8 protein-coding genes are annotated in these 15,445 nt (G+C 44.2%); 3 read left to right on the top strand and 5 right to left on the bottom strand.

Going from position 1 to position 15,445, the window contains the following annotated elements:
• Positions 1–127: 127 nt before the first annotated feature.
• Both ACT3ID_RS07825 and ACT3ID_RS07820 read right to left on the bottom strand, forming a co-directional pair.
• On the bottom strand, positions 128–3,370 hold the full coding sequence (locus tag ACT3ID_RS07825; RefSeq protein WP_491541445.1) for a VPS10 domain-containing protein: 3,243 nt from the start codon (positions 3,368–3,370) through the stop codon (positions 128–130).
• 108 nt (positions 3,371–3,478) lie between these two features.
• Complete coding sequence (locus ACT3ID_RS07820; protein ID WP_491541444.1) at positions 3,479–4,477, bottom strand: metal-dependent hydrolase; 999 nt, start codon at positions 4,475–4,477, stop codon at positions 3,479–3,481.
• Between the two features lie 420 nt (positions 4,478–4,897).
• Between ACT3ID_RS07820 and ppsA the strand changes: the two genes are divergently transcribed.
• Entirely contained in the window at positions 4,898–7,363 is a 2,466-nt protein-coding gene (gene ppsA / locus ACT3ID_RS07815; RefSeq protein ID WP_491541443.1) for a phosphoenolpyruvate synthase, read from the top strand.
• Here ppsA and ACT3ID_RS07810 read toward each other — a convergent pair.
• On the bottom strand, positions 7,360–7,695 hold the full coding sequence (locus tag ACT3ID_RS07810; RefSeq protein WP_491541442.1) for a cupin domain-containing protein: 336 nt from the start codon (positions 7,693–7,695) through the stop codon (positions 7,360–7,362). The genes ppsA and ACT3ID_RS07810 overlap by 4 nt on opposite strands.
• A gap of 239 nt (positions 7,696–7,934) precedes the next feature.
• Entirely contained in the window at positions 7,935–8,621 is a 687-nt protein-coding gene (locus tag ACT3ID_RS07805) for a class I SAM-dependent methyltransferase (RefSeq protein ID WP_491541441.1), read from the bottom strand.
• Between the two features lie 215 nt (positions 8,622–8,836).
• Between ACT3ID_RS07805 and ACT3ID_RS07800 the strand changes: the two genes are divergently transcribed.
• Positions 8,837–9,937, top strand: a complete 1,101-nt coding sequence (locus ACT3ID_RS07800) for a Gfo/Idh/MocA family protein (RefSeq protein WP_491541440.1) — start codon at positions 8,837–8,839, stop codon at positions 9,935–9,937.
• Positions 9,938–10,148: 211 nt separating this feature from the next.
• Positions 10,149–12,725: a DUF5916 domain-containing protein gene (locus ACT3ID_RS07795; protein WP_491541439.1), complete on the top strand. Its 2,577-nt coding sequence runs from the start codon at positions 10,149–10,151 to the stop codon at positions 12,723–12,725.
• Positions 12,726–12,970: 245 nt separating this feature from the next.
• On the opposite strand, the gene ACT3ID_RS07790 is transcribed toward ACT3ID_RS07795, so the two are convergent.
• The gene (locus ACT3ID_RS07790) at positions 12,971–15,022 is read right to left on the bottom strand and encodes a M3 family metallopeptidase (protein ID WP_491541438.1); all 2,052 of its coding nucleotides are present in this window, start codon (positions 15,020–15,022) and stop codon (positions 12,971–12,973) included.
• Positions 15,023–15,445 lie beyond the last annotated feature (423 nt).

The following is a 15,445-nucleotide window of genomic DNA, read 5'->3' as shown; positions in this document are numbered from 1 at the left end:
AACTTTGTCTCATGATTGGCCCAAGTCACAGACTTGTGAAAGTAGTGGGTGGTTGATAGAAAAGCTTAAAAAGAAAAAGGGACGCCGAAGCGTCCCTTTACTTTTTAGAATGATATGTTTGCTAATGTTAGTTGCCTTCTATAGGAGGCGCACCGGCATTTTGCACTGCTTTTTCAAGTTCAGGCATTACGTTTTCAATAAATTGCGTAAGATTATTCTGAATTGAATCCAACTCACTTTTTCCGGCTTCTACCGTTTTAACATGCATCGGAGTAGGTCCATATGTTGATGACAATGCACTGTAGCCGACATACAATCTTGAGCTCGGTGTTGGCTGTTTAGTGCGTTCACCAATCTCCTGTTTCGCTTCAGAACCCTCCATCTGCTCTTGGAGATCAAGCAGTTTGAGACGTGCATCATGCAGTCGTTTGACAAGAGCAGTGTCAACTTCGGAAGCTCTGGAGAGTGCTTTTTGCATAGCATTAATACGTTCGATCTGCTTATCAAGATTATTAGAGGTTTTTGTCAGATTCTGCTGGAAAGTTTCCAGATCCTTGCGAAACTCCTCGATCGTTTTATTGGAAGCACGTTCCAGCGTACCTTCATGCAGTGGTTTAACTTCAAAAGAGACAGGATCCGATAGCTGGGTAACCTCTCCACGAACCTTCTTAGAGAGGGTAGCGGTATAAGTTCCGGGGGTTGCCATGAAGCCACCACTGTAGTAACCGCCTTCTTCAGCTTCCAGCTCTACCACATCCTTAGAAGGATAGCGAAGATCCCAGTTTACGCGATGGAATCCAGCCGAGGTAGGTGCACTATCGATTTTTCGAACTACATTTCCATCGTTGTCTCTAATGGTAAGTACGATACTTGGACCCTTCTCTCTTTTTTCGGCCTCAAGGCTATCCCAACCGGGGAACGCAACGTCTTCACCTTCGTCAAGTGCTCGTTCCTGTTCCTTACGTTGTTGCTCTAAGGATTTAAGCCCCTCTTTCAGATAATAGGTAAAATTAGCTCCAAAGGGTGGATTTTCGGCTGTAAAGAAGTTTGCACCAAGATTTTCCACCTCTTCATCCGGGCGATACCAATAAGCATCCCGGGCTTGAAATAATTTCGCCTCCTGATTTAACATCTGTGGGCTTACTTCTCGTAGTGATGTGTAATCGTCAAGGATGAAAATACCCCGTCCAAATGATCCTGCGACCAGATCGTCCTTTTGCCGTTGGATAACGAGATCTCGAATAGCAATAGTCGGCATTCCACTATCAAGTTTAACCCACTCTTCACCGCCGTCAACAGTAAAGAAAACACCAAACTCTGTAGCTGTAAACATCAAGTTTTCATTGACATCATCCTGTACCAGTCTCCAAACAACGTGATCATCGGGAAGGTCTTCGCTAATAAGCTCCCATGATTGTCCGCGATCGGTACTTTTAATGATGTACGGACTCATATCTCCGTACTTGTGATTATCTATTGCAACATATACAGTGTTCGCATCGAAAAGATCAGCTTTAATATCATTGACAAAGGCGGTATTAGGTATACCATCAATATCTCCGAGTACAATTTCGCGCCAGCTTTCCCCACCATTTTCAGTGACCTGAAGAAGACCATCATCGGTACCGGCATAAATTAATCCTTCCTGCTGGGGCGATTCTGCCAGTGAAGTAATAGTATTATAGTCTGACATGGCATTCACATCCCATGCATTATCCCAGCTTCGTTGCTTACCCATCATAGGGAACGTCATACGTTCCTGATCTCCTTTGGTGAGGTCACCTGAAATAGCAGTCCAGCTGTTTCCTCGATTTTCGGAGACCCATACTTTATGAGATGCAAAGAGAATTTTAGTCGGATTATGTGGACTTATTTCAACCGGAGAATCCCAGTTAAAACGCTGATAATTTTCTCCTTCACCGGATTGAGGCTGAATCAGGACAGCATCTCCGGTTCTCTTGTCAACCCGATGTAAAACACCTTGTTGATATTCACCATAAAAGATATTGGGATTACCGGGCTCGGTAGCACCGTCATGCCCGTCAGCTCCTAATGTTTTTTTCCAATCGCGATTGGCAATACCTCTTTCATTATCGGTTCGTGATGGTCCCATTTGGGAGCCGTTATCCTGAGTACCGCCGTACACATTGTAGAAAGGTTCGGCGTCGTCAACATAGATTTTATGGAATTGGGTGATGGGTAAATTACGAACCATGTTCCAGTTTGCACCAAGATCATTGCTTTCATAAAGCCCGCCGTCGGAACCCATCAGCAAGTACCCGGGCTCATCTTTTTTAAATGCCAAAGCGTGATTATCGACGTGCTTATTTTCGTTGTCCATCTCACGGAAGTTATCACCGTGATCTGTAGATATTTGAGCTTCTACATCCATCAGGTAGAGTGTGCCAAAATGATGTGGTGAAGCATAAAGCTCCTGGTAATAGTGCGGACCTGTTCCGCCTCCGACGGCATCTGACATTTTCTTCCAGGATTCGCCACGATTTTCAGACTTATAGACTCCGCCCTTTCTGCGGTTGAGCTCAATAGCCGCATATACGATATCTGGTTTCTGGGGAGAGATATCCATTCCAATTTTTCCAGCATTTTCTGGGATACCACTTGTCAACTCTTTCCAGGTTTCTCCACCGTCGGTGCTTTTATGAATTCCTGATCCCGGACCACCGCCTATATAAATAGGTACAATACGATGCCGTTGCCAGGTTGCGGCATACATTCGATCAGGATTACGTGGATCAAGTTCGATATCAGTAACACCGGTCCATTCGTTACCTCCTAATTTTTTCTCCCAGTTTTGGCCGCCGTCTGTTGATTTATACAAGCCTCGCTGGCCGCCTTTATCCCACAAAGGGCCTTGAGCTGCAACCCAGATGATATTCGAGTTATCGGGGTGTACAATTATCTTTGAAATATGTTCAGAGTTTTTCAGTCCCATATTCTCCCAGCTCTGGCCACCGTCGGTGCTTTTATATACGCCATCGCCGTAGCCTACATGCCGACCTCCTACATTTTCACCAGTTCCTACCCAAATGGTGTTCGGGTTGGTGGGGTCGATAGTCACGCTCCCTATGGAGTAGGAAGACTGATTATCAAAAATAGGGTCCCAGGTTACACCATCATTGGTTGTTTTCCAGACTCCGCCGGATCCTACTGCAACATACCAGGTATTTTGATCATTGGGATGAATGGCAATGTCGGCAATTCGTCCGGAAAATAAAGCAGGACCAATATTTCTGAATTCTAGTCCACTATAATTAGTTTCCGAAACTGTCTTAGTTTCCTGTGCTGAAGAAGGCATACTTCCCACCACAAAGAGTATTAGAAAGAGGAGAGAGGTTAATTTAAGTCTCATACTTAATTGATTTGTTAGAATGAATATCACAACCAACTATAATTATTATCCTGTAGCAAGTCCAACTAGTTTACGGATTTTAAAGAGTGCCTCCTGTAGGAGAAATTTTTAGTATGTTCCAAGCAGCATATCTATGAATGCTTGTCGTACTGTTGGACCGGCATCTCGATATGTGCGAAACTCAACATGTCTATTGGGATTGGCAGTATCTATTTCAATCCCCCAAAGAGGTTCAATCGAAGTAGGCAGCATAGCATACCGTCCGTCGCCGATTACATTATTAGAGTCTGGATGAGCGATAAGAATGCCGCTGGAGAGTTCATCGAAGCGAGAAATATCCTTATAAAGTGTGGTGCTTTTTAGTTCTGAATATTGCTTTTTCCAATTGAGGAGAGGGGCTGATTCTCCTTCATAAATGTCAGCGGAGGTAAAAGGGAGGAGTCGAACACCGTCGGCATAAAGCGTGTCATCGCTGACATAACGAATGCTCCATAACAGATCATTGGCAATAGTAGGTTTAATGATCAGCTGCTGGATTGAATGATTACGCTGTTTGGCCAACTCTAAAGCTACTGTTTCAGCTCGTTGTTGTTGTGCAAATCCAAAGAGCAGGTACAGACCTATCCAGCAGAATGCAGCCAGGGCGAATAGGCGCTCCTTTTTGTAAAGAGCGGCGGCCACAGCAATACCAACCCCCAGTGAGAAAAGCGGGTCAAAGACGGAGATCAAACTCCATGCAAAACGCTCATCCGTAAACGGCCAAAGCAGCTGCACTCCGTAACTGGTGATGAAATCAGCCAGTCCGGCAGTGAGAATCCCCATTAAGCTAAACAGGTATATTTGTCCAAAGGAGAGCTGTTTCTTGAGTAACCACCAAAGCAATCCTGCGACTATTAGCGCTCCCACGGGAGCAAAAAGAAGAGAGTGTGTGAACTGCCGGTGAAACTCGAGCTGTAGTAATGGATCTGACGGACTGTCAATAAATACATCCAGATCGGGGAGCAAAGCACCTGCAGCACCGGCCAGGGCAGCAAAGCTCAGGTTCTTTTTTTTAGCAATTGATAGAGATGCCGAGGCACCGATAAGTCCGTGAGTAACAGGATCCATAAAAAATATTTAGTTCTGGTAATAAGTAAAAAGCTACAGATTAGAATTATGCAATCAACTGCCAATTGTTAAGGAACATTATCAAAAATTTTATAGATTATTCGATGAAATAATCGGCTGAAATTCCTGATCAAATCACAGGGAGTCAAGGAGCTGAAATGTTAGAAGCCAATTTCAATTGTTAAGTTTGGCAGAATATACTGAAACATCAGCAGAGTAAAAGTACTTAAAGAGAATAGGTTCAGGAGTTTCTTGTGCTGCAATCAGTCGACAATTTGTAGCACCCTTACGCTTAGAGAAGAGTTTATTTAAAAGAAAACTGACAGGGGAGAGATTACCGGCTATTAAGAGTGTAGCCTTCCATTTTTTGGATATACCACCTGTTAGATCCAAAATTATCAACCAAAAAATAGATGTACTATGACTACAAAAAATATCATCAGGAACCTTTCCGAAATTGATCTTGAAATGACCGATCTGGTGGGCGGAAAAAATGCTTCGCTCGGAGAAATGATTGGAAATCTGGCTAGTCGCGGGATTAATGTACCGGACGGCTTTGCACTTACTGTTGAAGCCTATGACCATTATATGGAGGTGAATGGTCTTACGGAGCAAATCCGTCTGATGATTGATGATCTGGATACTGATAACCTGGTACAGTTGCGAAAAACGGGGATGGAAATTCGTCAACTGATTATGGACGGAGTATTCCCCAAAGAAATGCGGAAAGAAATTAAAGATCGATATATTGAGCTGTCACAAAAGTATGGTAAAGATTCAACGGATGTAGCAGTACGTTCATCGGCTACTACTGAGGATCTGCCCGATGCGTCTTTTGCCGGCCAGCAGGATTCCTTTTTGAATGTTCGCGGCCCCAATAATGTCATTAACTCCATAAAAGCTTGTTTCGCTTCTCTGTTCACCGATAGGGCTATTTCCTATCGTACTTCGGCCGGATATGATCATATGGATGCCAAACTTTCGGTCTGCGTTCAAAAAATGGCTCGCTCCGATTTGGGTGCCTCGGGGGTATCATTTTCTATCGATCCGGAAAGCGGCTTTGATAAAGTGGTGGTTATTAATGGCACGTTCGGACTTGGCGAACTATTAGTGCAGGGAGAAATTTCGCCGGATGAATTTCTTGTTTTTAAGCCTACTCTGGAAGAGGGTAAAAATTCCATCATTGAAAAGAAGCTGGGCAACAAAACGCACAAACTTGCTTATGGGCATAAGCCGAATGAGCTGACAAAAAAATTGAGCCTTGAAGAATCACAGCGAAATAAATTTTGTCTGACCGATGAACAGGCATTGCAGCTGGCCCGGTGGGTAGTTGAAATAGAGAACTACTACAGCAAACGAAATGGCCGGTGGACGCCGGTAGATGTGGAATGGGCGTATGATGGTTTGTCGGATGAGCTTTTCATTGTCCAGGCGCGTCCCGAAACCGTCCACTCAAATAACGGTGACAGCCTAACCGAGTTTAATATCGAAGATGGCAATCGCCACGAGCAACTAGTACTTGAAGGAGTTGCCGTTGGTGATCGAATAGGACAGGGGATGGTTAATGTGATCCATACGCTCGATGGCCGCGATGGATCCGCTGATGAGACAGATTTCAAAAAAGGAGAGGTGCTTGTTACCGAGATGACGGATCCCGACTGGGAGCCACTGATGAAAAAAGCGTCGGCTATTGTGACCAATAAAGGAGGACGTACCTGTCATGCTGCTATTGTTGCACGAGAGCTTGGGATCCCGGCTATTGTTGGATCTGAGACGGCAACAAAAAAACTTAAGAACGGACAAGAGGTAACCGTTTCTTGTGCCGAGGGCAGTGTGGGGAAAATCTATAAAGGGTTGATAAAGTTTGAGGAGAAGAAGCATCGGATTTCCGAACTGCCCGAAACAGAAACTCCTATTATGCTGAATGTGGCTTCTCCTGATATGGCATTTAAATTCAGCAAAGTGCCCAATGCCGGTGTTGGACTGGCACGTGAGGAATTTATCATCAACAACTTTATCAATTTACATCCGCTGGCGCTGCTTCATCACCGGGAGATCAGCGATGAACAGCTGACGAGTAAAATTAACGAACTTACCTTCGGATATGAAGATGAGGCCGAATATTTCATTGAAAAACTTTCTTTCGGTGTTGCCAAAATCGGAGCCGCATTTTATCCAAATCGTGTTATCGTTCGTTTTTCTGATTTTAAATCAAACGAATACCGCAACCTGACCGGCGGTGAGTATTTTGAGCCGGAAGAAGAAAATCCGATGATCGGTTGGCGCGGTGCCGCCCGTTACTATTCGGAGAAGTATAAAGAAGCTTTTGGCCTGGAGTGCAAAGCAATTAAGCGGGTGCGTGATGAGTACGGACTCACGAATGTGACTGTGATGATCCCATTTTGCCGCACGCCCGAAGAGCTGCAAAAAGTGCTTCAAACGATGGAAGAGTTTGGATTGAAGCGCGGTGAAAACGGTCTTGAGGTTTACCTGATGGCTGAGTTGCCGTCGAATATTATGCTTGCCGAAGAGTTTGCTGAATATGTCGATGGATTTTCTATCGGATCCAATGATCTTACGCAGCTCACCCTGGGTCTGGATCGGGATTCTTCATTGGTAGCTCATGTCTATGATGAGCGAAATGAAGCTGTGAAGCGTATGATACTTCTGTTGCTGGAAAAGGCAAAGAAGACAGGTACCAAGGTGGGAATATGCGGTCAGGGTCCTTCGGATTTTCCCGACTTTGCACAGTTCTTGGTAGAAAACGGTATCGATTCTATATCGGTCACGCCAGACTCGATGCTCAAAACGTTACATTCTATAAGTTCGCTGGAAAAATCTTTTGCTCAGACTGCTGAGGATGGATATAAGCAACGGGTTATCTAGCCACTATTTGAAAAAATATAGGTGACGAGAAGAATCGTATCAGATTTTACGCTATAAGAAAAGGACTGGCTTTTCTCAAGATAAAGCCAGTCATTTTCTTTCAGCTCTTGAGCTTCGCCATCAATACTGAAGAAGATATCTCCTTTGAGGCACAGAACTGATATTTCATTATCTACGCTATGCTGTTCCACTGTTTTTCCGTGTGGAAGAGCCATCCGTATAACTTCCATATCGTCTGTTTTAACCAGGGCATAAGTAGCATCAGCATCGAGTTCATCTCGCAGCGTAGTCAGATTTATGCAATCGCCGGATTTTATGTGTCCACCACTCATTTGGACCTCTTCCTTTACTTCTGTCTCTAAATAAGTTAATCAGAATTCAAGAAGGGAGAAAGCATGTAAAGCGATATTTTTATCTGTTTACAGAAGAAATTCGTAGGTCGGACAGCTTGTCCGACCGTTCTTGCAAACAAGCTGCGGGGTCTTCTCCGGACGACTAGGTAGAATACTTGGGACAGGAAGAACAAATAGCTGGCGCGGGAATTAATTCCCGCGCTATTGATATAGAACAATTATCTGTCTTCTTTTTCAGGCTTTTCCATCACAATATAAATATTGCGTCCGGATGGCTCTTCAGAACTGATCAGCGAAAATCCTGCCTCTTTCAGCTCTCGAACAACCGTCTCGGCAGTAACGCCATGATGATCACCTTGATCCCGTCCTTCTGGATCTGCCTCTGATTCACGAGGTCTGAAGTCGATAATAGCCAGACGTCCACCGGGCTTGAGCGACTGCCAAATACTGCTGTTCATAGAAGCTGGATCATCGAAATGGTGATAAACCCTCCTCATATATATTGCATCACAACACTCCTCCGGCAAGTTTGTCTGTTTAGGGTGCCCCTCAATTACAGTTACGTTTGAAACTCCTTCACTATCAATAGCCTCCTGGAGTTCCTGGACAGATTCTGATCCAAGTTCCGTGCTGTATATCTGTCCCTCCGGACCAACATGCCGGGCAATAGCCAATGTCTGGTCGCCATCCCCTGCACCAATATCAGCTACCACTGAACCTTCTTCTAACTCAAGCACCTCGATAAGCCAGTTGATATCGGACATATTGCCGGGAGCTTGTGCGCAGGAGGTAAGGCTTGTAGCTAAAATAGTTAAGACAGCAATAAATACACGTTTTGTAATTTGTTTATATGTCACAAAATGATGGCAAATATCTTCTGTTTTTATTGCTACTGATTCTCTCATAATGATTTTATTTGGATGATTAAGAATAGAATTACTAAATATAACAGCAATAACATAAATCTAGGATTGGCGACACGAAGTTAATATACATGACAGAATATGAACTGCAAGTAAGAACTAATGTACATTTAATACATAATATTAAATATTTGATATTACTGAACTATTTAGCTCAAATATTATCTTACGATACAATAATCTAATCAACAAAAGATATGGAGAGTACAATTAATCGCAGAGATTTCATCAGGAAAATAGGAAGTACTATAGCTGGCGGATCACTGATATCGGCAATCGGATTTCCGTCTGTCATATTACCGGAAAAAAATAAAAAACTGGGCGTTGCTTTGGCAGGTCTTGGTAATTACAGCACCAGTCGTCTTGCACCCGGACTTCAAAAAACAGAGCACTGTGAACTCCGGGGCATCGTGACTGGTACGCCTTCCAAAATTCCGAAGTGGCAAGAAAAATATTCCATTCCGGAATCTAACGTCTACAATTATGAGACAATGAACGAATTGGCTGACAATCCCGATATCGACATCGTTTATGTTGTTACGCCTCCTGCATTGCATGCCGAACATTCGATTAAGGCAGCGGAGGCTGGAAAGCATGTGTGGTGTGAGAAACCTATGGCAATGAATGTGGAAGAATGTCAATCTATTATTGATGCGGCTGATAAAAACAATGTACAACTTACCATTGGTTACCGTATGCAGCATGAACCCAATACTCAAACTATAATCCGGTGGGGTGAGGAAGAAGCATATGGACCTGTTGAATCGGTAAATGCGGGAGCTGGATTTAATGGCAGTCTTGGTGGTACCTGGCGAAGTGATGCCGAGCTCGGTGGCGGAGCGCTCTATGACATGGGTGTTTATCCGATTAATGCTGCACGTTATGCCACAGGAATGGAACCCATTGCGGTTAGCGGACGTCAATGGTCGGAGCGCGACATTTATGATGAAGTGGATGAATTCACCGAATTTGAATTAGAGTTTCCTGGTGGTGTAACTGCGAAAGGCGAAACCAGTTTCGGAAAATCAATGAACTATCTGCACGTGAATTGCCGTGACGGCTGGTACAAGCTGGAACCATTTCAGTCATACAGTGGTGTACAAGGTGAAACAAGTGACGGCAAGACACTGCCTCCTGATCCTGATCATCAGCAGGCCAGACAGATGGATAATGATGCTCAGGCAATCAAGGAAAATAAAGATCCCATTGTTCCCGGTGAGGAGGGACTGCGGGATATAAGAATCGTTGAGGCAATTATGGAATCCTCCGAAAAAGACGGTACGAGGGTCGAGCTTTGAAAAAATGATTTTGGTAAGGCCGATTTTGCAAAACATCTTGATGTCTTTTCTTCAATAGTCTGTGATTGACCAGCCTTCCTGAAGAACTATAGATTTCCTTCATATTTGCTTAATACATTAGGTGTCTAGATTGATTTTCATGACTGCTAAAAGATAAGCGGCCTATTTGACTGAAATCTGTCTAATTAACTCAACAAGTAACTCGGGTAACATGCAGATTGAGAAATTGACAAAAAGTATTATAGTGATTGGCTATTTGTTTTGCTTTTCGATTGCCATATTTGGTTTCATTTCTGTTGATTATTTGTTCGCACAAAATACTTCTCCGGCAGTTCCCGCATACCAAGTTGAAAGCTCGATTTCTGTTGACGGCAGGCTTGATGAAGAAGCTTGGCATCAAGCTGAAGCAGTATCGGACTTTCGACAGTTCGAACCCAGAGAAGGAGAGCCTGCTTCACAACGTACGGAGGTGCGAGTACTTTATGGAGCTGGCAACCTTTATATAGGAGCCACATTATATGATGATCAGGTAGAGCAAATTGAACAAACCCTGGGCAGACGTGATGAATACAACCGTGCAGATTGGTTTATGGTTTCCATCGATTCATATTTTGACAGAAGAACAGCTTATAGTTTTGGTGTAAATGCGGCGGGCGTTCAGTTTGATGCTTTCCGTACCAGCGGGGGAGGTGGTGGTGGCGGTCCTGTGCCACCAGGTATGGATACATCATGGGATGCTGTTTGGTACTCAAGTGCAAGAGTAACTGACAACGGCTGGATTGTTGAAATGCAGATTCCGTACAGCATGCTGCGCTTTACGGAGAAAGATTTACAAAGATGGGGTATTCATTTTTCCCGGCGAATTCCTCGTAATGGAGAAGAGTCGGAATGGCCTTTGATACCACGCACAGAACGTGAGAACCTGATAGCTCAGTTTGGACATTTGACAGAAATCAGGAATATAAAGCCAAGGCCCAATATACAGGTTGCTCCATATTCGTTAGGACAGCTCAATACCCGCGAAAGTGCAAGTAGTCCAGGTGAACTTGCTACTGATTATAACATGGATTTCGGTGCCGATATCAAAGTAGGTTTAGGCCCCAACGTCACTATGGATGCAACTATTAACCCTGACTTTGGTCAGGTAGAATCGGATCCTGCGGTGCTGAATTTGACAGCATTTGAGACTTTCTATGATGAACGTCGTCCATTCTTTTTGGAAGGTGCTAACATCTATGAATTTTCGGTAGGGCCGGGAGAATTACTCTACACAAGAAGGATTGGAGCAAATGATCCTATTATTGGGGCTGCCAAAGTTACCGGCCGGACTGCCGAAGGACTTTCTTTTGGTGTCTTAGGGGCCACAACCGGAGATGATTTTTCACCATCACGGAATTCCGGAGTGGCTCGGATGAGTCAACAATTGGGAGATTTTTCTAGTGCAGGAGGTATTCTAACTGGTTTTGAGGGACCAAATGTAGGGGGTGAAGGTAGGATACAAGCCTTGTCGGGCGGTACAGATTGGGATTTGCGGATGCTTGACAATCGTTACGGCATCGAAGGATTTGCCTCTTTTACTCACCGCAACTGGACGGCAGAGAACCGAAGTGCCCAAACTGGTTTTGCAGGAAAGGTTTGGATGAGAAAGCGCCAGGGGATAATCAGTGGCTTTACGGGTATCGATGTTTTTAGTGACCGGTTTAATCCAAATGATCTTGGACAACTCCGGGAAAATAATTTTATCGCCTCTCTGACTCGTATCGAATACCAAATAAATGGGGGACAGCCTTTTGGGACATTTCAACGTGCTAACGTTAATATGTTTAGTGTTCAGCAATTTTCTTACCGGGATCAATTAAATCTTGGTTTAAATCTGGAAATTGATTCCCGGTGGATGTTGGAAAGCTTTCAACAATTTGAGTTGAATACCTCTCTTGATAACATATTCGGCGGCTATGATCTATATGAAACAAGAGGTCTTGGCCCTTGGGCTCGTCCCTCCAGTGTAGAGTTCGAAACCGAGTTTGAAACGGATGATAGGCGAAGTTGGGAGGTAGAACCTGAGATTGCCTATACTTTTAGTGGCGACGGCGGACGAGCTTACAGTTTGGGATTACGTGCCAATTGGGATGCCGGAAGCTGGGTATCCCTGTCCGATAACCTGGATGGAGAATGGGAAAATAACATTTCGGCCTGGGTGTCGAACGAATCATTTAGAAATACAGGTAGTGAATGGCAAATCGGGAGCGAATCTGCATCGCCCGACCTATTAAACAATGATGACTTTATAACGTTTGATGACGATGGAAGGTTGGACACCATTTTGTCGGATGTGGATCCATTTGATACCAACCAATATTATGTTTCTGTTTTTGGTGACAGGGATACCCGCTCGCTGGATTTTACACTTCGAAGTACAATTACCTTTACTCCGGATTTGTCTTTGCAGGTATACGGCCAGCTTTTTTTGGCCCGCGGACATTTTGATAATTTTCAAATATTGCAGAATCCCGATCGTCTGGCCGATTTTGATCCCTATCCCAAACGATCGGATTTTACATTGAATAGTTTACAGTCCAATGTGGTGTTGCGGTGGGAATACCGGCCGGGGTCGACGCTCTTTTTGGTATGGACACAAGGGAGGAGTGAAAGGGAACAGCAAAATCCACTTGCACCACAGACTCCTTCCCCGTATTACAGATCTATAGGAGATCGAATAGGCGATACATTCGGTATTTTTCCCCAGAATGTTTTTCTAGCTAAAATAAAATATAATTTTCTGTACTAGGGAGTTTATCGACAACACACCTTGTTACCGGCAGCTTGGTTGATTGGGGTACCCAACTAAGGTAATAAATTATCCCTATTCCAGACGCTTTCTGGAATAGGCTTTTCAAGTTCATTACCCACGGATGAATCTGTGGGCTAAGAATATTTCCTGGAAAGCTCACTTAAGTGAGCTTTGGGTTTTCTTCTTAGCCTGATGATTCATCTTCATGCTGCTAAGATTATAGATTTTGTATCCAAAGTCCCTTAATTATCCGTGGCGAGTCCTCGTCTTTTCAACAGGTGCTTGACATCCGGCTCTTGTCCACGGTACTGCTGGTAAAGCTCCATCGCCTCCTGACTGCCGCCTTTCGAAAGAATGTATTCCCGGAATCGATCTCCATTTGGCCGTTCTAACCCGCCTTGCTCCAGCATATAAGCGAAGGCGTCGGCCGCCAGAACTTCACTCCAGATATAGGCGTAATAGTTGGCGGCATATCCTCCAGAAAAAATATGGGCAAAATAGGGCGACTTATATCTCGGAGGTACAGCTTCCATATCCAGATTATACTTTGCCAGTGCTTGTTTTTCGAATGACTGTACATCATCAGGAATAGTTTCATTTTCCAGCAGATGCCATTCCATATCCAACATTGTGGCTGCCAGATACTCCTGGGTGTCAAATCCCTGGTTGAAATCTCGTGCCTCAACTATTTTATCGAGCAGCTCCTGTGGGATCTTTTCGCCTGTTTTGTGATGAATGGCGTAATTTTCAAGCACTTCCGGCTGAATCGCCCAGTCTTCTTCAAAAGTAGAGGGGAATTCCACAAAATCCCGTGGTACAGAAGTACCGCCTTGCGAGGGATAGGTAACATCCGAAAAAAGTCCATGCAGGGCGTGTCCCATTTCGTGAAACATGGTAGTCACGTTATTAAAACTGATGAGCGCTGGTTCTCCCTCGGCTGGTTTGGGGATGTTCATAACATTCACAATCACTGGCTTTTTATTCAAAAGGTGTGACTGTGATACAAAGGAGTTCATCCATGCTCCTCCGCGTTTGGAATCGCGCTCAAAATAATCCGCATAAAACAGACCAATCTGCGAGCCATCCTCATCGTATACATCAAAAGTACGCACATCAGGATGATAAACGGGCAGATCATATCGCTCTTCAAAAGTGATTCCGAACAATTTGTTCATAGTGAAGAAAACGCCATCCTGGAGCACACGGTTGAGCTCAAAATAGGAACGCACCTCCGACTGATCGATATCATATTTTTCCTGTCGCACTTTCTCCGCATAGAAATTCCAGTCCCACGGCTTGACCTCATCTTCGATCCCATCTTTCCGCATCATTTCCTGAATGGCTTCGGCTTCCCGTTTGGTGTTTCTAATTACCGGGGGAATAAGATCCTCAAGCATGTCGAGAGCTGCCTCTGGGGTCTGTGCTGTCTGGGGATCCAGCTTATAAGCGGCGTGATTTGGATATCCCAGCAGTTTGGCCCGTTCGGCGCGTAGCTTCACCAGCTCAAGAATAAGCGGCTGATTGTCAATGCCACCATTCTCACCAATCCCGCGATAGGCAGATGCTTTCCAAACCCGCTTTCGCAGATCACGGTTGTCCAGACTTTCCAGAATTGGAACACGTGTCGTATTGGTAATTGTAAGCAGATATTGATCCTCGTGTCCACGTTCTGCAGCAGCCTCTTTTGCCGCAGCAATCCGATCGTCACTCAGTCCATCAAGCTGTTTTACATCATCAATAAGTACAGCACGTTCTTTTGTGATCTCCAGCAGATTTTCCTGGAACTCGGTTGTTAGCGTAGAGATGCGTTCATTGATCTCGCGCATACGCTGTTTTTCATCCTCGGTAAGTTGGGCACCAGCACGAATGAAATCGCGGTGTGTATCTTCGAGCAGTTTCAGCGAGGCTTCATTGAGATCCATTTCATCACGACTGTCGTAGAGCGTTTTTACGCGATCGTATAAATCAGCATTCAAGAGGATGTCATCAGAGTGAGCCGCCAGCTTAGGTGCCATCTCTTTTTGGATTTGCTGAATCTCATCATTGGTATGTGCCGAAGTGAGGTTGTAAAAGATCAGGCTTGTTCGCTGCAATAATTCTCCACTCTTTTCCATAGCTACAACCGTATTCTCAAATGTCGGCGACTCAGGATTTGCGGCTATTTCTTCGATCTCTTCAAGCTCCTGTTCCATACCTGCCTCAAAAGCAGGTCGGTAATGCTCAACATTTATAGCATCAAAATCTGGTGCTTCGAAGGGCAGAGAGCTCGGTGAAAAGAGAGGATTATTGCTCATACTGGATTGACTACTGGTTTTTTCGCAGGCTGCAAATAGCATATTACCTGCAATTATAATTATTAAGAGTGGTGGAATTTTCATGGAATAAAAATTAAAGAAGTGGATGGTAAGAAAATAGATGGTAATTATACAGATTATTGAAAGTAGAACGGCAATTATTGATATAAAATTGTTACGGTTTTCAAGAGTATGCAGTCCAGATCTAAGTTTTTAGAGACTCCATTCAATCAGCTGCGGAAGCTGCCAGCATTCAGCTATCAGAAAATTCTTGTTGGGTAGCTGGCTGGCTACAATTGACAGCTATCTTTACGCCCAACTTTTTGTGATTTAATAACACTAAATGAGCTTTTCAGATAATTACCAATAGTTAATGAAATCTATTATATTTGCTGCCTTATTTTTAAGACGGCGTTAAACGTG

The organism is Fodinibius sp. GM108 (assembly GCF_058386985.1).
This window is presented reverse-complemented; position numbering and strand designations above follow the sequence as displayed.

What these genes read in the sequence shown, in the direction of transcription:
- ACT3ID_RS07825 (WP_491541445.1), bottom strand. Translation starts at nt 3,370, where the DNA reads ATGAGACTTAAATTAACCTCTCTCCTCTTTCTAATACTCTTTGTGGTG.
- ACT3ID_RS07820 (WP_491541444.1), bottom strand. Translation starts at nt 4,477, where the DNA reads ATGGATCCTGTTACTCACGGACTTATCGGTGCCTCGGCATCTCTATCA.
- ppsA (WP_491541443.1), top strand. Translation starts at nt 4,898, where the DNA reads ATGACTACAAAAAATATCATCAGGAACCTTTCCGAAATTGATCTTGAA.
- ACT3ID_RS07810 (WP_491541442.1), bottom strand. Translation starts at nt 7,695, where the DNA reads ATGAGTGGTGGACACATAAAATCCGGCGATTGCATAAATCTGACTACG.
- ACT3ID_RS07805 (WP_491541441.1), bottom strand. Translation starts at nt 8,621, where the DNA reads ATGAGAGAATCAGTAGCAATAAAAACAGAAGATATTTGCCATCATTTT.
- ACT3ID_RS07800 (WP_491541440.1), top strand. Translation starts at nt 8,837, where the DNA reads ATGGAGAGTACAATTAATCGCAGAGATTTCATCAGGAAAATAGGAAGT.
- ACT3ID_RS07795 (WP_491541439.1), top strand. Translation starts at nt 10,149, where the DNA reads ATGCAGATTGAGAAATTGACAAAAAGTATTATAGTGATTGGCTATTTG.
- ACT3ID_RS07790 (WP_491541438.1), bottom strand. Translation starts at nt 15,022, where the DNA reads ATGAGCAATAATCCTCTCTTTTCACCGAGCTCTCTGCCCTTCGAAGCA.